Raw genomic sequence first — 19,894 nt, forward strand, 5'->3', positions numbered from 1 at the left:
CACTCAAGAAACAAGAAACAAGAAACAAGAAACAAGAAACAAGAAACAAGAGATTCCCACTTTCGTGGGAAGTAAACATGGAAAAACTAAAAGAAGCTCAATTATTTAGAAACGATCTCATCCCAATCAGTGGGAAATTGGTAGAGCGTTATAATCAGTGCCTGAAAATTTTAGGGTTAACTGAAACCTCTCTTACAAGTTTTTCAATCGATGGTTTAGGTTGGAGTCCTGAAATCGCAGAAGAAAAAAAAGAAATCCATTATCTGAATAATGGTGAAGCCAATCCCAATGCCATTATCATTACGCCGTTTCAAAAAGGAAAGCCGGTATATATGCCTTTTCATACCTTTGACCGGGAGATGATGCAGCTGATTTTCAAGACGCATGGTGATCAGATAAATGATATTACAAGGGATTGTGCTATTTGTGTTGATTTTGATCAATATATTGATGCTTTTTATGAACCCTTGGACGTTCTGAAATATAAGGATATTTCCATTAGCTTTAAATTGATCAATAATCTTGATAAAGTACAAAAACAGCAGTTTGAGTTGATCGATACGTTTAAACAAGAGCATAATTTTATTGATGAAAATCTTCACCAACGAATACTGGATTCTGCAAAAACTTATGGCGATTTAAGACACAGGAATTTAGAGCTTAAAGAGCTTTATTTTTCAACGGATTCCTTTTACACAAAAGCTTTTGGAGGTGTGTATGTCTTGCGTGATTTTATCACGCCAATTGTGGTGTTCGAAGATGAAAAATGGCATAAGGAAGCCATTAAAGACACCTCTCACGACGTATTGATTTACCACATTTCACAACCTGAATTGTTAGAAAAGTTGCGCGACCATCTGATTATTGAATATGATTTGGATGAAGTAGTTAAGACCGCACGTTATGAACGAATCAAAAAATTCATGTTCTCCACGTTTTTAAAAAACACTCAACATCCTATAAAAGATATTTTGGATGATAAAGTATTGTTCAAAGGGTACTTGAACAAATTGCCCATTGAAGATCGGAAAAAGGTGATGAGTGTTGAATTGTACCTTGAAAAGATGGAAGTCAGCAATCAATATAAATTGGCCGATATAGTTGATGTGGAACTCTTTGAAGCTTTACAACAACCACATTCGTCTCTAAATGCAAAGCATCAAGATTTAATATGGAGATTACTGGTGAATATTTCGTCTTTGGATGTATTATTCCTGTATTGGTACGACAAAGAACAGTTTTATAACAACTATAAAGAGTGGGATGATTCGTTGAAAGATTGGGTAATTGCGACGATTCGTAACAATATATAAATTTTTTAGACTAATTTTAAAGGAGATGTATAGATACAAGTTTTCTTTTGATGTTCATTGAATTTGTCGAATTGACTTTGGATTAAATCAGAGAGAAAGTCCTTTAGAAGAAGAATAAATCAACCACCTCGTCTTCATCCCGTTTTCTCGGGATGAATCCACTCCTCCTTCAAAGGAGGAGAAGTTTTGATTCTTCTTAAGATATTAGTTTGAGAAATTTTGAAATAATGATCATTGAAAAAATTCCTTCCCTTGAGAGGGAAGGTGGATTTTGGCTCGGTAAAGAGCCTAAAGACGGAAGAGTTTATTTGTAATGATATCAATACAATCAAAATGGATATCAACGAATTCTTCATCGCTATGAAAGTATAACACTTCTTCTTTGGAAGGAGCTTAATTTATAAAAACAAAAAAATGACCTTAGAGATTATCGTTTTCATCGGCTCAATTTTATTCGGAATCCTCCTATATTGGAGAGAATCTACAGGTAACGGAATGTATCGCTTTTTCAATAAAATGATGTATTCCAAAAAACTCCAAATGTCGCCCAATGACCCAACAGGTTTTCTGTATCAGCAAAAATTCATTTTGCGTTTGGTGTTTATAGCCATGATTTTTCTGGTTGGGATTTTAATCGCGCGCTTTTTGATTCCGATCGATATTGCTACTATCTCCGTGTTTGCCTCAAGTATTGTCGGAACACTTTTGGGAACTTATATCGGAGGATTTATTTTAAAATCTGAAAAAGTCATTGATGAACATAGTGATACTTTAGAAGAAAAGTTTGATCATGCCATTGAGCAGAGCAAGGATTTTGTCAAGGATATCACTTCAAGAGAACCAAAAGTGGTGGAAGAAGCCAAAAAAGAAATTGAAGAAGAACCACAACCACCAAAAAAGAGCGCAAGAGAGCGATTGAAGGATAAGGGGTTGATGTAAATTGGATTTACGATTTACGACCCGCCCGAATGTACCTTTTCGGTACGGGCGGGTTGTTGATTTACGATTTACCATTTACGATTGTTGATTGATGATTAACGATTGTTGATTGATTTGATTAACACTTCATTTTCCTCTTAACAACGGATAACGGATAACGGACAACGGACAGACAACACACAACACACAACAGAACATCATGATAAAGAACTATTGGAATAGAGGACGAAGACAAAAAACCATCACAATCATTAGTGCTTTGGTTTTAATAATTTTATTGTTTTTCCTTCGGGATGACTACCAACCTTTTTTATTGTTCCTTAGAAAATACATTTTTGTAATCCTCTTGATCGGTTTGGTATTGTTTTTTGGACTGCGAACGTTTAGAAATGCAGTAGGTGTGGGGCGCCGTTTAGGAGTTTTGGTACTCTTGACTGTGCTTTTCGGATTACTTTATTTTATTGGTTGGCATTTTAAAATGTATGATTATATGAAAACTTATAATGTTTTCAATCATTTGAATAGAGTTGAAATCAACCAACTGCCATTGACACAAAACGAACGCATCCAACCTTTGCGCAATATTTTTTCTATGGCCAATGAATCGGTTGGTGAAACAAAAGACGTGTCTTTGCCTCATTTGGTTAGGGTAGATGGTGAAAACAAATGGACTATGGCCATCCAACCTTCCGAAAAATACACCATGCAGCAAATTAGCGAAAATACTGAAGAGATTTTCTCTGTTTCCAGCACCTCACCATTTCCAAGGTTTTCTAATGAAAATCGTATTCCTGTGACTTTTTCAATAGGCGAGTCCTTAAAGTTCAGTCGTAATACATATAACGCTGTGGTGCAACGTTTCAATATTTTTCAGTTGTTCACCATGGAGCCAGGAGATACATTTTATATGAAAAACGACTCTGGAAATTGGGTAGAAGTGGTCAGTTTGATCAAATGGAAAGGTTTCTTTTTCCCCTATCCAACTTTTGGGGGCGTGATGATCATTGACAGTGGTAAACACAATTTCAATGATTATTTAGAGCGCGTATTGATTGGAAAGGGTACCTATATCAGTCCGGAAGAAATGAAAAACCATCCGTTTTTGACCAAACAAAATACCTTATCAGAAAACGTATCGCGTTTGCAAGCCGAATCTTTAAAGTTCTTGGGAGGATTCACAGATCCTTTGCCATGGAAAATGCAAACGGCAGTAAAAATTCCAGAAATGCCGGATGATCAAAATGAACAACCTTTTGTAACAGATTTTAATTTTGATGATGTTGATACTAAAGCTTATAGTGGTTTGTACCATTGGTTTGGATTGGAGCCTATTGGAGAAGAACGCACAAGTTTGACCTATAGCGTTTTTGTTCCGGCAGATGGTACGGATAAACTCTATTATTATGATCATGCCGCCAAAAAGCAAGGTTATGCAGGAGTATCTGCCATGCCATTGAAAATTATTGAATCGCGTAAGGAATACGATTGGTCAGTTAATAAACCTGTGGAGTTCAGACCTTATATTAAAGATATTGCCGGACGTAGAAGGATGTTTTTCTTAGGGACGGTATCGGCGGTAAAGGCCGATTCACAAAAGTTTGACGGTTCAGCAACTCCTGATTTGGCTTTGATTGACAGTGAATATCGCAATGTGATCTGGATTGATGTGAAACATCCGAGTCAATGGGACAAAACCGTGTACGATGAATTGAACGAAGCTTGGAGAGCGAGTGAAGGGATTGGTTATTATTTTAATGAAACAACAGAGCCATCAGACTTAGATATTAAAAGAGCAATAGATTCGATCCAATCAATTCCTAAAGTCAATGCCAATGCAGATGAAATTGAAAAATTACAGCGTGCGATTGATTCTTTAAAATCGGTTGGGAACTAATTTTTCTCCTCCAGTGGGTTTTAATACCCCGAGATTGTTGACTCTGAATTTAAGCGAACTTATCCTTTCTTAAAATAAACAGTGATATAGAGATGCTTTTAAATAACTTGAAGTGGATTTTAAAATATCAGCAGATAGCTTTTTAAACCATTAGTTTCAACCACTAAACCAATGTGGTATACCCGATCATTACTGCGGCCAGCAATGAAAAGAGCAAAGTTAAGATAGCCAAGGAGGTGCTGACACTTTTCTTTACAATAAATCTAAAAATAACAATCAAAGGTATAAAAGCACCCATGATAAATATCGGAATGGTGACCCATTCCATAACTGCTTTGAAAGCATTTTTTCCTGACTCTTCAAACATGAGGTTCATAAATAACAGGTACAACAACACTGTGATGCTGCCTATAAATAACCATAAGTCGATACGATATTGTTTATTTTGTTTCATAACTTGATTGATTTGCCTGATTAGCCCTCATAAAGTCGGTGATCAAATAGGTGATAAGCTTGCCCACAATAGTCTCTGTTTCTGGTGTTGGTGCTGCTTCACAAATATGTAAATAGGCTACATTGTTTTGTTTTCCGAAATAGGTCACAAAAGCTCTGGCTTTTTTTATGCTAAACCCACTAGGTGTCATGGCGCTGCTTGGAATATACTTAATGGCATCGCAATCTATTTCGACCCCAAAAGGTTTGTCGGCAACATGCTTCGCTGCCCGCGACAATTCGGCTTTAAATTTTTTATCCTTTCTAATGGTTAAGGCTTCAAAGGTATTGAATTGTAACGCCTTAAATCTATCTAATGTCTTAAAAATATGATCGGAAGTATAATTTTCATGCAGACCAAAAATAAAATAATTCTTCAAAAAACCTTCAGCGAATGCGTAACTGAATCCATTGCCACTATGTCTGCCCTCTTCTCGTCTAAAATCAGAATGGGCATCAAAATTGACTACATTAATTGGTTTTTTAAAGGCTAATGAACTGCCTTTTAAATTGCCATAAGCATTGTTGTGTCCGCCACCTACAATAATAGGTTTTTTTCCGGATTTGACAATTTGATAGATCAAATCTGTGACATGTCTATCAATTTTTTCGGTTAGTTTTCTAGCCTTTTCGATGTGTTTTTTATCAGACGCATCATATTTGTCAATCTTTTCCATCTCTTTTGAGAAGTCTAAATGACCAAGTATAAGCACTTTGTTTGCATTTGTAAAGCCATTACTTTGAATGTTTAACAAAACCTTTAGAGTTGCTTCCCAGGCTTTGGCTGCACCTCTATTTCCATAGTTTGCGAACACACCAACATCTTCTGGAATTCCAAATACAACATAGTCAACGTCCAAAGATGTTAACGATTCGTATATATGGGTAGAATTGGAAAGTAATTGAATATGTTCTCCGAATTTGGATTCATTAGCTCTTTTTTTTAGTAAGAGATCTAAATCGTTTTTATTAAATAGAACAAGTTTCTCCATTTTTGAGAATTTAATTTTACATTTGATGTATTAAAATTATATTTTAATTTTTTCCAATTACCAAAAATAACAAAACCAGTGTTAATTTAAGTATCAATAACTAAAACAAAACTTATGGAAAGTTCAAACAGTAACAAAAATACCGGATTAAAGATTGCCTTGGGGATCTTATTGGCCTTGTTTATCGGAACAGGCTTTTATACCTCAAAATTGTACAATGATAAAAAGAAAAATGAAGCTGAGTTAACCAAAGAAAAGCAGTTGGTTATGACGGATTTAAGCAATATGGCAAAACAATATGATATTGCCATTGGAGAAAACAGAGTGGCGAATGAGGACTTGGCAGAAGCCAGAGGTAGAATTCAGAATTTAATGGATTCTTTGAAAATATCTCAAAATAGTGTGAATAGCTTAATGAGCTTTAGAAAGAAGTATCTATCGTTACAAGAGGAAATGAACGTTCTTTTAACTGAAAATGATAAACTTCGGATTGAAAACTCACTATTGGCGACCTCATTGGATAGCACGAATGTGAGGTTAGCAGAACGAACCATGTTTACAGATTCCCTATTGGTTCAGAATACAGAATTGGCAACTGTGGTTGAAAATGCTGCGGTTTTGCAAACTGTAGGGTTAAAGGCTTTTGGTGTGATTGAAAGAAGTTCAGGAAAACTAATCCCAACTGAAAGAGCTCGACGTAGTGATAAAATTAGATTGTGTTATACGGTTGCAAAAAACACTTTAGTTGGTGCAGGTGATAAAGAATTATATGTTCAGGTCTTGGATCCAAGTGATAATGTTTTGGGTGCTAATGAGCAAATTCAATTTGGTGAAACGGTCTTGAACTATAGTTTAGTGAGTAAGTTCAACTATGAAAACAGAAACCTGAATATCTGCGAGTTTGTAGCTCCAAAAGGAGAGTTTTCAAAAGGACGTTACGTAGTAAATATTTTCAACAAGAAAGAGTTGGTTTCAACTACAGAATTTACTTTAGAATAGCCAAAACTTAGTATATAAAAACGAAGAAACCCGAAAATCAAATGATTTTCGGGTTTTTTATGTTTTCATATGATGGGATAGGCGATTTAGCGTGTTATTAGCATCGATTAATCCAAGACTTTTCCACTTATGATCACCTTATCTATTAGGTTATCGCCAAAAGCATACGGCAGGTTATTATAACTTTCTATTTCTTTGGTGATAATCAAATTTGCTTTTTTTCCTCTACAGATGCTTCCGTATTGGTTTGAAATACCCATGGCATAAGCGCCATTTATAGTGGCGGCATTCATAGCTTCTTCTGGCGTCATTCTTAATTTGATGCACGCAGTACTCACTACAAAATTCATATTACCACTTGGTGTGGAACCTGGATTATAATCTGTAGCCAATGCCAATGGCAATCCAGCATCAATAATTTGGCGTGCTGGTGAATACGGTATACTTAGAAAATAGGAACAGGAGGGAAGCGCTACGGGCATTGTAGTGCTGTTTTTCAAAGCCTCGATGTCTTCTGCTCTCATTTCTTCAAGATGGTCTACAGATAGGGCCTTATGCTTCACAGCGAGGGCTACGCCACCAAAGGCATTGAATTGGTTGACGTGGATCTTCGGAATTAGACCATATTCTTTCCCGGCTGTCAAAATTCGCTCTGTATCTTCCAAATCGAAATATCCTTTTTCACAAAAGACATCGATATAATCAGCAAGTTTTGATTGAGCAACTTCCGGAATCATTTCAGCAACAACAAGATCAACAAATCCTTTTTTATTGTCTTTAAATTCTTTAGGAACTGCATGTGCAGCAAGTAAAGTGGTTTTTATAGTGGCTAATGACTCTTTTTTGAGCCGTTTAATTACCCGGAGCATTTTCAATTCGGCTTCCACCGTCAATCCATAACCCGATTTTATTTCTACCGCGCCAGTGCCCAACTGCATCACGCGGTTCAATCGTTTCAAGGATTGTTGATAAAGATCCTCTTCAGAAGTGTTCTGAAGTACTTCAGCAGAATTTAAAATACCTCCGCCTCGTTCAGCAATTTCTTCATAGGACAAACCATTGATACGATCTACGAATTCTTGAGATCGGTCTCCAGCATACACAATATGAGTATGGGAATCACACCATGCAGGAAGCACCATTTTGCCTTTGGCATCAATAACCTCCTCAGCCTGATAATCAACATAATCGGACATGGGGCCATATTCAACAATCGTGTCATGTTCAATAATGAGATAAGCATTTTTGATGGTAGGGAGGGTTTTCATGTCAGGCCCTTTGACAATGGTCACGTTATTTTCTCTGACTTGAATCAGCTCCTTGATGTTGATAATGAGTATGGACATAATTGAAATTTATATAAATGAACTGCGGAATACGCATAAAAAAAGCAAGTTATTAAAAATAAACTTGCTTTTTTATAAAATTATGAAGGCTTTATATCTTTTAAAAAAACCTTGAATGAAACCGATTATTTAAGTCCGCCGACCATGTCTTCTGGTTTCACCCATTCGTCATACTCTTCGGCGGTGACGTATCCTAAATTGATAGCTTCTTCTTTCAGGGTCGTACCGTTTTTATGTGCTGTGTTAGCAATTTCAGCAGCTTTGTAATATCCTATTTTAGTATTTAAAGCAGTGACCAACATCAAAGAGTTATTCAATAAGTGCTTAATGACATCAAGATTAGGCTCAATGCCTTGTGCACAATGCTCATCAAAACTCTTACAGGCATCACCTAATAATTGAGCAGACTGTAATAGGTTTGCCGCCATCATTGGTTTGAAAACATTCAATTCATAATGCCCTTGTGTGCCACCGACGGTTACGGCAACATCATTTCCAATAACTTGTGCACAAACCATGGTTAAGGCTTCACATTGCGTAGGATTCACTTTTCCAGGCATGATTGAGCTTCCTGGCTCATTGGCAGGAATGATGATTTCTCCGATCCCACTTCTTGGCCCAGATGCCATCATACGGATGTCATTGGCTATTTTATTTAAACTTACGGCCAATTGTTTCAATGCGCCATGCGTTTCTACCAATGCATCATGTGCAGCAAGCGCCTCAAATTTGTTGGGAGCGGTAATGAAAGGTAAGTCTGTGAATTTGGCGATGAACTCTGCAACGCGTTTACTATAGCCTTTAGGGGTGTTCAAACCTGTACCTACAGCAGTGCCGCCAAGTGCCAATTCGCTTAAATGGGGCAAGGTATTCTCTAAAGCTTTTAATCCATAATCCAATTGTGCTACATAACCCGAAATTTCCTGTCCGAGTGTAATAGGCGTTGCATCCATGAGGTGTGTTCTCCCAATTTTTACAACATTTTTATAATCATTAGCTTTTTTATGTAATGTGTTACGCAATTGAATGACACCACGAATCGTATTTTCAACCACTTTTTTGTAAATGGCAATATGCATTCCTGTTGGGAACGTATCATTTGAAGATTGTGATTTGTTGACGTCATCGTTTGCACTGATAACAGGATCACCATCGCCGATTTTCTTACCAGCTATTTGTTGTGCTCTATTGGCGATTACTTCATTAACGTTCATGTTACTTTGGGTGCCAGAGCCGGTTTGCCAAATTACCAATGGAAATTGGTCGTCGTGCTTGCCCTCCAATATTTCATCACAGACTTGAGCAATCAAATCGCGTTTTTCGATTGGTAAAACTCCCAATTCACAATTGGTAAATGCCGCCGCTTTTTTAAGATAGGCAAAACCATAAATAATTTCCAATGGCATCGATGCAACTGCTCCAATTTTAAAATTATTTCGAGAGCGCTCTGTTTGTGCACCCCAAAGTTTATCGGCAGGAACTTTCACCTCGCCCATTGTGTCTTTTTCAATTCTGTATTCCATAATTTCTGATGATTAATTACTTCACAAAGTTAGCCTTTTTGATGGAAATTTGTTAGTGGTTGTCTATATTAATTCCTAAAGATAGCCGTAAAATTTAACCAATCATGATGCTCCAGAAAAAAAGCCTAATCCTTATAAATTATGCTTTTAGCTATTATGAAATCTTGTTTATAAAGAATACGATAATACACTCGTGAAATTGTGGGGAGCGGGTTTGGTCGTTCTAATTGTCATTTATCTTATAAAGCGATGTTTTTAACAGCAGCCAATAATTCCAATACATCATATATGATAGGTTTTTGCCCATAACCTCATTTCAAATTGATACAGTATCAAACTCGGTTGATTCCTAATAATTGGAACTATTCATGCTTTTTTGATTGAATAAGTTAAATACGTCGGATAAATCTCCTGCTTTAATAGCTAAATGACAAATTACCAAAGCTTATGAACATTATATTCTTGAAAGTCGATTGGTACGGGCTTCTACAAACTGTGACCGACGGGGTTACCGGGAAAATTGATTCTGACCAGAGGGTTTTAATACCGCTAGGCTTGACTCGATCGAAAAGACAATTCCTTATTCATACTTAGAGGGGCCTCCCACCTCTACAGGTCGGACATGCCCAGAGGTTCTTGATTCGAATCCGATACTGTAGTGGGTGATTATTGGCACAGCCGAACTTTCGAAGACCGACAATTGCTTTGAGTTGATATCGGGTTGTGATATATGAATTTAGCACTGGGACTATTCTGCAAAAATCAGATCTTATGCCAATTTGATTTTTTAAATATTGTGTTTATTTTCATGAAGTATAATTACAATATAGATTTTAAGGAGCATTATTACTGCGACAATAAAATCATAATCGTTGTTGTTAGTTTGGTGGAAGATAAAGAATAAGATTAAGGGATCTATTATTTGCAGCACCTTCAGTTCTTAAAAACTCTGTTAATAAATCTTAAAATAGGTATTGTATAAACTAAAGGTTTCTCCTATATTTGCTTTAATTATTAAAAACAACTTGCAACATGTTTACATTTGACCAGTATTTAGGATTTTTGGCGTTTATGACGATATTGACCATGGGTTTTTGGTTAATGATTTTTTTAATGACTTTTGTGATTCCATATTGGGTCTTTGGAGCTTCAATGGAGCGCTTTAAAGAAATGCAAGCAGAGCGTAAGGCGAAGAAGGAAGCGTCGACAACTACTTTAGAGGATTTATAAGGATTGTCATTAAACATATAAAATAAAAAAAGCGGTTTCAAATATTTGAAACCGCTTTTTTTTGCTACTAACTCTATGCTTTTTAGGTCAAGCAAGAGAAATTATCCTTGAAAATCAAAATCTTCATCACCACCATTACCACGCTCCATATTTCGCTGTTGTTTCTTTTGTTGGTTGAAACGGTAAGTGAATGAGATATTATAGCTACGAGGTCTCCATTGAAACTCTGATGAGCTATTGTACGAAGGCGTAAAAGACTCCATAGATCTTTTTCTAGTGTCGAACAAATCACTTACGTTAAACGCAATAGAGGCACGATCGTCAAATAGGTCTTTACTAAAGGCCATATCAGTAGAGAACATTCCGTCCCGTTTGTTTTGGGCGTCTTCACTAGGTCCCATATAAAATATTCTCGTTTGCCAATCAATTTTTCCAGGTAAGGTGTATTTGTTGTTCAAGCGGAAGAACCAACTTAAGTTTTCTGCACCGTAATCCACATTATTGTAAATTCCTTCAGTTTTCGATTGGAACAAGTTGAAATTTCCATTCACATTCCAATCTTTGGAAGCACGGTAAGCTAAAGTAAACTCAAAACCAAACCTATCGTTTGTAGCCAAATTGATAGGTGTTCTTCTTATCACAGGAATCACACTTTCATATTGGGCGGTTATATTGTCAAAATCTGGGTCATTTTCATTAACCGTAAAGTTGATATCTCTAATATAGTAATCACCTGTTGCTTCACTGATGAAGTTGAAAACATCAGTTGCTCTCTCATAGTAAATAGAAGAGTTCAAAGTGAACTTATTAAATTTCCATAAATATCCTAAATCTACTTTGTTTGAGAAGCTTGGATCGATATCTGGATTTCCTTGGAAGACACTTGTAGGGCTACTTCGTGAAGGGAATGGATTGATAAAATAAGAACGTGGTCTTCTGATACGACGGTTATATCCTAACTGAATACTTTGGTTTTCAGTTATTTCATAACCTAAATTGACTGTTGGAAACAAATCTGCATAATCCTTTTTTTGCAAATCACTCGTCGTCAATTGGTTAATGGTAACACGGGATGACTCCAGTCTTAGGCCCATTAAATAAGAAAATTTGCCACCTATCTTACTGCCAAACTGTGTATAAACAGCATTGACGTAATCTCTGTAAATCAAATTATTGCTGACATCGGTATCCAATTCATAGTTACCGTCTTCGTAAAATTCCAAGCTATAATCCGTATCCATTTCATTGAAACTACCTCGATAACCCAATTCAAATTGACTGTTTTTGCCCAAAGGGTGTATGTAGTCAGCCTGTAATAGAATATTGTCTTGGGTTTGAAAGGTTTTTATACGCTCTACATTGGAACCATCTTGAGAAATAAATGACCTATTGTCTTCATCACTTGTTTCATATTGAAAATCAAATGTCAATTTATGCTGACTGTTATCATTGAACTGCTTGTCAAAGTTGACGGAGTATTGGATGGTTTTATCATCTCTAAGCTCAGGATTGAAACGCTCAGAGGTTGAGGTCAGAATATTATTTGAGTCATACTCTCTACTGAAATTGGTGGAGTTATTGTCACTGTTACTATTTCTGTATACCAAAGATGTGGTCAAAGAAGCCGTATTATTAATATACCACTCCACACCAATGTTTGTAGAAATACTATTGCTCTCTCTGTTAGACTCTCTAACTTCGTTTAGAAATGTATCGGGTCTATCTTCAATAATATTACCATCCTCATCACGCTTAATGTTGAAATATTGAGTGTCTGTGAAGGAGTTTCCTGGAGATTCTCTATAGGTATATCCCGTAGTATTGAAAAAATTGAAATCGCCTGTTCTGTAGTTGATATTTCCAGAAAGTCCAGCCGTTGCAGGATATCCTGCATTTGCCGTAACTGCTCCATTGAGACCTTGAAGTTTACTTCTTCGTAAAATAATATTCAAAATCCCGGCAGTACCCTGAGCGTCATACCTAGCGGATGGAGAAGTGATCACTTCAACTCGCTCAATTGATTCTGCAGGTAGTTGACGCAAAGCATCTGTTGAATTTAGTCCAACCAATCCAGAAGGCTTACCGTTGATTAATATGGTCACGTTGTCATTTCCTCTTAAAGCGACATTGCCTTCAACATCCACAGAAACTGAGGGAATATTGTCCAACACATCACTTACAGTTCCACCTCTAACGGTTAGGTCTTGGCCAACGGTATATATTTTTTTATCTAATTTTATTTCGACGCTGGTTCGTTCAGCAATAATGGAAACTTCCCCTAATGCTTGTGCGTCAATAGCGATACCCAAAACACCTAAATCAGTATTTTGGATCAAGGTTCTATTTGGAATTGTTTTTGTTCCGTACGAAATATATTCTACAGAAATATCATAGGTACCTCTAGGCACCTTAATGTCAAACTTTCCATCTTCACCGGTGATACCACCTGTGACAATTCTATTTTCTTGTTTGCTAAAAAAGGCTATGGTTGCATATTCAAGAGGCTGATTGACATCTTTGTCCATCACAATACCTGTGATACTGACCTCATCTTGAGCGGAAATGAGATTTGAAGTTAATAAAAAAAATAGGGTAAATACGTAAGGAATTAGTTTCATTAGTTTATTTGTTTTTCTTGGTTTTTTTGGTTTTTGTTTTCTGTAATTTTTTAATTTCACCTTTATTATCATCTACAAATCGTTGGATGGATGCGATTGTTTCTTCTGTATAGAGTTCCTTGACGTCGGAGAAATGTGAGGTTTTTAATTGATCAACCATCGGTTTTTTCTCGTATTCTTGATATAATTCAGAATACATGATCTGATTTCGTTTTTTGTAGAAATCATCAATTTTTTGTTTAATAATCTCGCCTTTAAAATCATCAACATCTAAGAGCTTTATAAAAGTATCCACTCGATCTCTATATTGCTCCATTTGTTTTTCCATGTACTTCTCTCTTTCCTTCTCCATAGCATCTTTAGTCTGGGCATAGGAAGTTGTCATGCTCAAAAAAAGCATAATAAGAGAGAGTCGAATTGTTTTTGCAACCATAATAGGGGTGGTTTAGTTATTAAGAGTGCAAAAATAGAACTTGGTTTAATGAGGTTTGGTTAAAGTTGTGTTAAAGAAACCCCTATAGAATGTCGAGGATTTTTTGTGGTGGACGTCCAATTACGGCTTTATTTCCGTTAATTACTATAGGACGCTCAATGAGCTTAGGATGTTTAGCCATGGCGGCAATAAGCTCATCATTTGTTAAGTTAGAATTTTTGAAATTTTCTTTCCAAATGGACTCATTGGTTCTCACGAGTTCAATAGGATTGATTTTTAAAAGTTTAATGAGTTCTTTTAGTTTTTCGATACTAATCAGTTCGTCCATGTACTTAATTACATGGTAGTCCTCTTTTTGTGTTTCAAGGATTCCCAAGGCTTCCCTGGATTTGCTGCATCGTGGATTGTGATAGATTTTAATCATATTTACACATGGTTTTTAAAAGGATGTGCAAAGGTACATCTATTGACAACATCAACCAACAAGCTCTCTTATTGTCTGTTTTTAAAATTTAATACCAAAGGCTTTTAACTCTTCTTCTAAATTTTCAGGATTTTTAAAAAGAATGGTGTTGATGCCCATATCTTTGGCGGCGATGATGTTTCGAAGATTATCATCTATAAAAACAGAACGTCCGGCATCAATATTAAAACGATCCAATGTCAACTCGTATATATCCTTAAACGGTTTTCGGGTTTTCTCCTCACCAGAAACAAGAATGCCTTCAAACCAATGTAAAAAATCGAAAGTCTTAAGCGCGACTGGAAAAGTTTCATGACTCCAATTGGTAAGTGCAACAACCTGAAACTGTTTGCTATCTATTAGCTTTTTTAAAATTTGAACGGTTCCCTCAATGGCGCCGCCTAACATCTCTTCCCACCGACCATAAAACATACGGATCAATTCTTCATGCTCAGGGAAAAGTGCGATGCGGTCTTCAGTGGCTTTTTCTAATGGGTAGCCTGCGTCTTGGTTCTCATTCCAATCATGAGTGCAGACATGGTCAAAAAACCATTGCATTTTTTCTCTATCGCCATCAAAAGCATCTAAATATACGTATTCTGGGTTCCAGTCAATAAGAACACCGCCAAGGTCGAAAATTATGGTATCTATTTTTTTCATATCATTTCCCACGAAAGGGCCTCTTTTGTATTATTTTTTTTCTACTTCGCTTTGCTATGAGCGGACAGTATTCAGTGTTCAGTCGGCAGTCTTCAGTTGGCAGTCCTCAGTTGGCAGTATTCAGTTTGCAGTCTTCAGTTGGCAGTCATCAGTCGGCAGTATTCAGTTTGGTAGTCTCCATAGGCAGTCTTCAGTTTTAAAATTGAAAGTTATAAGTTCATACTTTTCAACTTCAACTTCAACATCCCGCCTCCGCAAATACTACCCACCTCTATAAAAGTTTCGGGTAAACGGACGGGCAGGCAATTTCAACTTTTCACCCATCTAAAGTTCATCAGGATTCTCATCCTTTTGTCCCATTAACATCAAATACGCCTTTAGGAATTCGTCAATTTCACCATCCATTACATCGTCAACATTACCAGTTTCGTGTCCTGTTCTAACATCTTTCACCAATTTATAAGGATGCATAACATAGTTTCGAATTTGGCTTCCCCATTCGATTTTCATTTTGCCAGCTTCAATATCTTCTCGTTGTGCCAATTGCTTTTGAAGTTCAATTTCATACAACTGCGATTTAAGCATTTGCATCGCTCGCGATCTGTTGTCGTGTTGTGATCGGGTTTCTGAACATGAAATCTGAATGCCAGTTGGTTTGTGTACCAACTGCACCTTCGTTTCCACCTTGTTAACATTCTGCCCACCAGCACCACCGGAGCGTGCCGTGGTAATTTCTATATCTGCCGGATTGATGTCAATCTCAATGGTATCGTCCACAAGCGGATATACATAAACAGAAGCAAAACTGGTATGACGTTTAGCATTACTGTCAAAAGGAGAGATGCGTACCAATCTATGGACGCCATTTTCACCCTTCAGCCATCCAAAGGCAAAATCACCATCAATTTCTAAAGTGACCGTTTTTATACCAGCCACATCGCCTTCCTGAAAGTTGAGTTCTTTTACCTTAAACCCGTGCTTTTCAGCATACATAAGGTACATGCGCATGAGCATACTTGCCCAATCACAGGATTCGGTACCGCCTGCACCCGATGTGATTTGAAGAACCGCGCTCAAACTATCACCTTCATCCGAAAGCATATTCTTAAACTCTAATTTTTCAATATGATCAGTAGTTTTTTTAAGATGTGCTTCAAATTCTGCAGCTGAGATTTCTTCAGCTTTATAGAATTCATAAAACACCTCCAACTCTTCGACTAATGTTTTAGCAGTTTTGTAATCGGCAACCCAATGTTTTTTTTCTTGTAATGACTTCATTACAAGCTCGGCAGCTTTGGAGTCATTCCAGAAATCTGGGTCGAATGTTTGTACTTCTTCGTTTGTTATCTCAATAGTCTTGGCATCTATGTCAAAGATACCTCCTCAACGCACCTAGGCGTTCTACAAGACCTTTAACTTGATCGGATGGAGTCATTTTTAGTGTTAATTTTTCGCAAAGATATCATTAAAAATAGGCAGTATTAAGGAATTAATGGGATAATTTTTTTAAGTTAATTTGTGTAATTTTATGAGCTAATTAACCATTATGAAAAAACATCTTCTTTGTCTCATTGTAGTATTGATTGCAAATCCCTTATTCTCACAAGTCTTGAAGGATAAAAAAGTGGAAGCCTATAAAGGTTTTTTTAATTTTTATTATGAAGAAAAACAGGATAAGATCTATTTGGAGGTCGATAAGATAGATCACGAATTTCTTTATGTAAATAGTTTGGCAAGTGGTGTTGGCTCTAATGATATCGGATTGGATAGAGGTCAATTGGGAGCTAGACGCATTGTGAAATTTATTAAAGCCGGCAATAAATTACTATTGGTTCAGCCCAACCAGAATTTCAGGGCCATCACGGATAATGTTCCTGAAAAGCAAAGTATAGAACAAGCTTTTGCAAAATCAGTGCTATTCGGATTTAAGATAGAGGAAACTAACGAGGATAAATACATCATTGATTTAACTCCGTTTTTATTGGAAGACGCCCATGGGGTTGCCAAAAGATTAAAAGCCCAAAACGAAGGGACATACAAAGTTGATCTTTCTAAAAGTGCGCTGTCATTAGAACGCACTAAAGCGTTTCCTAAAAATGTAGAGTTTGAAGCCTTATTGACTTTTGATGGGGATGCCAAAGGCCGAAACATTAGAAGTGTTACGCCAACATCGTCATTATTAAGTGTTATTCAACACCATTCGTTTATAGAGTTGCCAGATGATAATTACAAACCTCGCGAATTTGATCCACGCAGCGGTGCCATTTCTATTTCTTATATGGATTACGCCACACCAATTGAAGAAAATATAGTTAAACGATTTGCTATAAGACACCGATTGGAAAAGAAAAACCCCGAATTGGCAATGAGTGAAGCCAAGAACCCCATCATTTATTATCTTGATCCCGGAACGCCAGAACCTGTGCGTTCTGCGTTATTGGAAGGTGCTCGTTGGTGGAACAAGGCCTATGAAGCCATTGGTTTTAAGGATGCTTTTCAAGTCAAAATGTTGCCCGACGATGCTGATCCTATGGATTGCCGGTATAATGTGATCCAGTGGGTGCATCGTTCTACACGTGGATGGAGTTATGGCGCCTCTGTAGTCGATCCAAGAACTGGTGAAATAATCAAAGGCCATGTGAGTTTAGGGAGTTTGCGAATCCGTCAGGATTTTTTGATTGCCCAAGCCTTATTGAATCGACCTTTTGCAGATTCTGACACCAACAATGCACCAATGTTAAAAATGGCCTTGGCCAGAATGCGTCAGTTGGGTGCACATGAAATAGGACATACACTGGGATTTGCGCACAATTTTGCAGCGAGTAGCAACGATGATGCCTCGGTTATGGATTATCCGCACCCCAAAATTACATTGGATAATGGAAACATCAGTTTGGATGATGCTTATACCGACGGTATTGGTGTATGGGATAAAGTAACCGTTGCCTATAGCTATTCGGATTTTGATAAGGATATTGATGAGAGGACAGCCCTAAATGCCATTTTAAAGAAAGCTCAAGATGAAGGTCTTCGGTTTATTTCAGATTCGGACGCCCGAGCTGCGGGTGGTGCACATGTTTATGCCCATCTCTGGGATAATGGTAAAAGTGCGTCTGAAGAACTTGAACGGGTCTTGAAAGTTCGTGAACAGGCAATCTCGAACTTTTCCAAGGATAATATCAGAAACAATGAACCTTATTCAGTTCTGGAAGATGTATTTGTTCCGCTTTATTTTTTCCACAGGTATCAGACCGAAGCGACTTCCAAATTAGTTGGAGGTATGGATTATAATTATGCACTTAAGGGAGATGGCCAGTTAATAACCGAGGTGTTGGAAACCAAGATTCAAAAAGAAGCTTTAAGAGCATTGATGGCTTCCATTTCCGCAGAAATTTTAGCCATCCCGAAAGAAAAATTAGCATTGTTTCCGCCACGGGCATTTGGCTATGGTAAAACTCGTGAATCATTCTCGGGAAAGACTGGTGTCGCTTTTGATGCTTTGAGTGCTCCGTCAACAGCAAGTGATATGACTTTAGAGTTTTTATTAAATCCGCAACGCGCCAACAGATTGGTACAGCAAAAAAGTTTGGACAACAACCAATTGGGATTAGAGGATGTACTTAATGACCTCATTGCAAATTCGTTTGGTAAAAGTCATAAAGATCCGTACCTGTTTGAAGTTCAGCAAGCTATAAATGTTAATGTCCTAAAGTATATTATGAATCTTGCCGTTTCTGAATCGGCATATTTTCAAGTTCAAGCCAAGGCGAATGATGCGATAGGAGAGATATCTAAGAGCTTATACGACAAAAAACGAGATGTAAATCCTTATGCTGCTCAATATGCACGCATGATTTCCGAATTTCGGGAGCACCCTGAAAAATTCAAATTAGAACCAGTGCCACGTATTCCTGATGGTTCACCGATAGGAACAGACGCTTGTGATTATATTTTAAATTAACAACGATGATTATAGACTTAAGAAGTGATACCGTTACCAAACCTACTCAAGGCATGTTGGAAGCGATGATGAGTGCAAAAGTTGGTGATGATGTATATAAAGAAGACCCAACCGTAAATGAGCTTGAAGTGCAACTTGCAGATATGTTTGGCAAACCAAAAGCCTTGTTTTTTCCCACAGGGACCATGGCCAATCAAACAGCCCTAAAACTTCACACCAATCCAGGAGATCAGGTGATTTGCGATTCTAACGCCCATATTTATCATTACGAAGGCGGTGGTGCTTCATTCAATAGCGGTATTTCATGTAAATTATTGGAAGGAAATCGTGGGATGTTCACTGCAGAGCAAGTGATTGAAGCCATTAACCCTCCTGATTTCTATCACAGTCCGTTAACCACCTTGGTGGAAGTTGAAAATACTGCCAATAGGGGCGGAGGATCGTGTTGGGATTTTGAAGAGCTTAAAAGAATACGAACGGTCTGCAATGACCATGATTTGGGGTACCATTTAGATGGTGCGCGTATCTGGAATGCATTGGTAGCAAAACCAGAAACGGCACGGGATTATGGGCAGATATTTGATACGATTTCGGTTTGCTTGAGCAAAGGTCTGGGCTGTCCTATAGGGTCGGTCTTGATTGGTGATGAAGATATCATGCAAAATGCCTTAAGGATTCGAAAAGTCTTGGGAGGAGGGATGCGACAAGTAGGTTATATGGCTGCTGCTGGACTTTATGCCTTAGATCATCATATTGAGCGCATATCAGAAGATCATCAAAAAGCTAAAGAAATAGAGCAGTTATTGTCGAAACTTGAGTTTATCAAGAAAGTGGAGCCTGTTGAGACCAATATTATCATCTTTGAATTAGTAGATAATAAAAATGACACTAAATTCCTAAAACTTCTGGCAGACAATAACATACGATTGAGCAGTATGGGTGGTGGCAAACTTCGAATTGTGACACATTTGGATTATACGGATGAAATGCACGACAGATTTCTCACTTATTTGAAAAATCTTTGATCTGAC

General features: G+C 37.3%; 16 protein-coding genes. 7 read left to right on the forward strand and 9 right to left on the reverse strand.

Annotation, left to right across the window (positions count from 1 at the left end; all coding sequences use genetic code 11):
- Positions 1–77: 77 nt before the first annotated feature.
- From J4051_RS07140 to J4051_RS07150, 3 genes are all read left to right on the forward strand, one after another.
- Positions 78–1,313, forward strand: coding sequence for a DUF6638 family protein (locus J4051_RS07140; RefSeq protein WP_208233183.1), 1,236 nt, complete (start codon positions 78–80; stop codon positions 1,311–1,313).
- Between the two features lie 414 nt (positions 1,314–1,727).
- The gene (locus J4051_RS07145; protein ID WP_208233184.1) at positions 1,728–2,252 is read left to right on the forward strand and encodes a hypothetical protein; all 525 of its coding nucleotides are present in this window, start codon (positions 1,728–1,730) and stop codon (positions 2,250–2,252) included.
- A gap of 199 nt (positions 2,253–2,451) precedes the next feature.
- Positions 2,452–4,146, forward strand: a complete 1,695-nt coding sequence (locus J4051_RS07150) for a hypothetical protein (protein WP_208233185.1) — start codon at positions 2,452–2,454, stop codon at positions 4,144–4,146.
- A gap of 163 nt (positions 4,147–4,309) precedes the next feature.
- On the opposite strand, the gene J4051_RS07155 is transcribed toward J4051_RS07150, so the two are convergent.
- Both J4051_RS07155 and J4051_RS07160 read right to left on the reverse strand, forming a co-directional pair.
- A complete protein-coding gene (locus tag J4051_RS07155; protein WP_208233186.1) occupies positions 4,310–4,600 on the reverse strand; it encodes a hypothetical protein in 291 nt (96 codons plus the stop codon).
- On the reverse strand, positions 4,587–5,630 hold the full coding sequence (locus tag J4051_RS07160) for a formimidoylglutamase (protein ID WP_208233187.1): 1,044 nt from the start codon (positions 5,628–5,630) through the stop codon (positions 4,587–4,589). The genes J4051_RS07155 and J4051_RS07160 overlap by 14 nt, the downstream gene beginning before the upstream one ends.
- Positions 5,631–5,744: 114 nt before the next feature.
- Here J4051_RS07160 and J4051_RS07165 point away from each other — a divergent pair, with 114 nt between their 5' ends.
- The gene (locus tag J4051_RS07165) at positions 5,745–6,629 is read left to right on the forward strand and encodes a chromosome partitioning protein ParA (RefSeq protein WP_208233188.1); all 885 of its coding nucleotides are present in this window, start codon (positions 5,745–5,747) and stop codon (positions 6,627–6,629) included.
- A 107-nt stretch (positions 6,630–6,736) separates the two neighbouring features.
- Here the strand turns inward: J4051_RS07165 and hutI are convergent, their stop codons facing one another.
- Together hutI and fumC are read right to left on the reverse strand one after the other, a co-directional pair.
- Positions 6,737–7,975, reverse strand: a complete 1,239-nt coding sequence (hutI, locus tag J4051_RS07170; RefSeq protein WP_208233189.1) for an imidazolonepropionase — start codon at positions 7,973–7,975, stop codon at positions 6,737–6,739.
- A 125-nt stretch (positions 7,976–8,100) separates the two neighbouring features.
- A complete protein-coding gene (gene fumC, locus J4051_RS07175) occupies positions 8,101–9,498 on the reverse strand; it encodes a class II fumarate hydratase (RefSeq protein WP_208233190.1) in 1,398 nt (465 codons plus the stop codon).
- A gap of 1,032 nt (positions 9,499–10,530) precedes the next feature.
- Between fumC and J4051_RS07180 the strand changes: the two genes are divergently transcribed.
- Positions 10,531–10,728, forward strand: coding sequence for a hypothetical protein (locus J4051_RS07180; protein ID WP_208233191.1), 198 nt, complete (start codon positions 10,531–10,533; stop codon positions 10,726–10,728).
- 101 nt (positions 10,729–10,829) lie between these two features.
- Here J4051_RS07180 and J4051_RS07185 read toward each other — a convergent pair whose 3' ends face one another.
- The 5 genes from J4051_RS07185 to prfB form a co-directional block, all read right to left on the reverse strand.
- A complete protein-coding gene (locus J4051_RS07185) occupies positions 10,830–13,346 on the reverse strand; it encodes a TonB-dependent receptor domain-containing protein (RefSeq protein ID WP_208233192.1) in 2,517 nt (838 codons plus the stop codon).
- A gap of 4 nt (positions 13,347–13,350) precedes the next feature.
- Positions 13,351–13,779, reverse strand: a complete 429-nt coding sequence (locus J4051_RS07190; protein WP_208233193.1) for a hypothetical protein — start codon at positions 13,777–13,779, stop codon at positions 13,351–13,353.
- An 82-nt stretch (positions 13,780–13,861) separates the two neighbouring features.
- Entirely contained in the window at positions 13,862–14,203 is a 342-nt protein-coding gene (arsC, locus tag J4051_RS07195; protein ID WP_208233194.1) for an arsenate reductase (glutaredoxin), read from the reverse strand.
- 81 nt (positions 14,204–14,284) lie between these two features.
- Positions 14,285–14,902, reverse strand: coding sequence for an HAD family hydrolase (locus J4051_RS07200; protein WP_208233195.1), 618 nt, complete (start codon positions 14,900–14,902; stop codon positions 14,285–14,287).
- Between the two features lie 324 nt (positions 14,903–15,226).
- A protein-coding gene (gene prfB / locus J4051_RS07205) for a peptide chain release factor 2 (protein WP_208233196.1) occupies positions 15,227–16,337 on the reverse strand; the annotation gives its coding sequence in 2 pieces (ribosomal slippage) (positions 15,227–16,273 and positions 16,275–16,337; 1,110 coding nt in all).
- Positions 16,338–16,448: 111 nt separating this feature from the next.
- On the opposite strand from prfB, the gene J4051_RS07210 reads away from it, so the two are divergent.
- Together J4051_RS07210 and J4051_RS07215 are read left to right on the forward strand one after the other, a co-directional pair.
- Positions 16,449–18,863, forward strand: a complete 2,415-nt coding sequence (locus J4051_RS07210) for a zinc-dependent metalloprotease (protein WP_208233197.1) — start codon at positions 16,449–16,451, stop codon at positions 18,861–18,863.
- A gap of 5 nt (positions 18,864–18,868) precedes the next feature.
- Complete coding sequence (locus J4051_RS07215; protein WP_208233198.1) at positions 18,869–19,888, forward strand: threonine aldolase family protein; 1,020 nt, start codon at positions 18,869–18,871, stop codon at positions 19,886–19,888.
- The last annotated feature ends 6 nt before the right edge of the window (positions 19,889–19,894 follow it).

Origin of the sequence: Gelidibacter pelagius (assembly GCF_017581925.1) — a bacterium.
Taxonomy (GTDB): domain Bacteria; phylum Bacteroidota; class Bacteroidia; order Flavobacteriales; family Flavobacteriaceae; genus Gelidibacter; species Gelidibacter pelagius.

Coding starts and splice junctions, on each gene's coding strand:
- J4051_RS07140 (WP_208233183.1), top strand. CDS start 78: ATGGAAAAACTAAAAGAAGCTCAATTATTTAGAAACGATCTCATCCCA.
- J4051_RS07200 (WP_208233195.1), bottom strand. CDS start 14,902: ATGAAAAAAATAGATACCATAATTTTCGACCTTGGCGGTGTTCTTATT.
- J4051_RS07210 (WP_208233197.1), top strand. CDS start 16,449: ATGAAAAAACATCTTCTTTGTCTCATTGTAGTATTGATTGCAAATCCC.
- J4051_RS07165 (WP_208233188.1), top strand. CDS start 5,745: ATGGAAAGTTCAAACAGTAACAAAAATACCGGATTAAAGATTGCCTTG.
- J4051_RS07215 (WP_208233198.1), top strand. CDS start 18,869: ATGATTATAGACTTAAGAAGTGATACCGTTACCAAACCTACTCAAGGC.
- J4051_RS07180 (WP_208233191.1), top strand. CDS start 10,531: ATGTTTACATTTGACCAGTATTTAGGATTTTTGGCGTTTATGACGATA.
- hutI (WP_208233189.1), bottom strand. CDS start 7,975: ATGTCCATACTCATTATCAACATCAAGGAGCTGATTCAAGTCAGAGAA.
- J4051_RS07155 (WP_208233186.1), bottom strand. CDS start 4,600: ATGAAACAAAATAAACAATATCGTATCGACTTATGGTTATTTATAGGC.
- J4051_RS07145 (WP_208233184.1), top strand. CDS start 1,728: ATGACCTTAGAGATTATCGTTTTCATCGGCTCAATTTTATTCGGAATC.
- J4051_RS07160 (WP_208233187.1), bottom strand. CDS start 5,630: ATGGAGAAACTTGTTCTATTTAATAAAAACGATTTAGATCTCTTACTA.
- arsC (WP_208233194.1), bottom strand. CDS start 14,203: ATGATTAAAATCTATCACAATCCACGATGCAGCAAATCCAGGGAAGCC.
- fumC (WP_208233190.1), bottom strand. CDS start 9,498: ATGGAATACAGAATTGAAAAAGACACAATGGGCGAGGTGAAAGTTCCT.
- J4051_RS07150 (WP_208233185.1), top strand. CDS start 2,452: ATGATAAAGAACTATTGGAATAGAGGACGAAGACAAAAAACCATCACA.
- J4051_RS07190 (WP_208233193.1), bottom strand. CDS start 13,779: ATGGTTGCAAAAACAATTCGACTCTCTCTTATTATGCTTTTTTTGAGC.
- J4051_RS07185 (WP_208233192.1), bottom strand. CDS start 13,346: ATGAAACTAATTCCTTACGTATTTACCCTATTTTTTTTATTAACTTCA.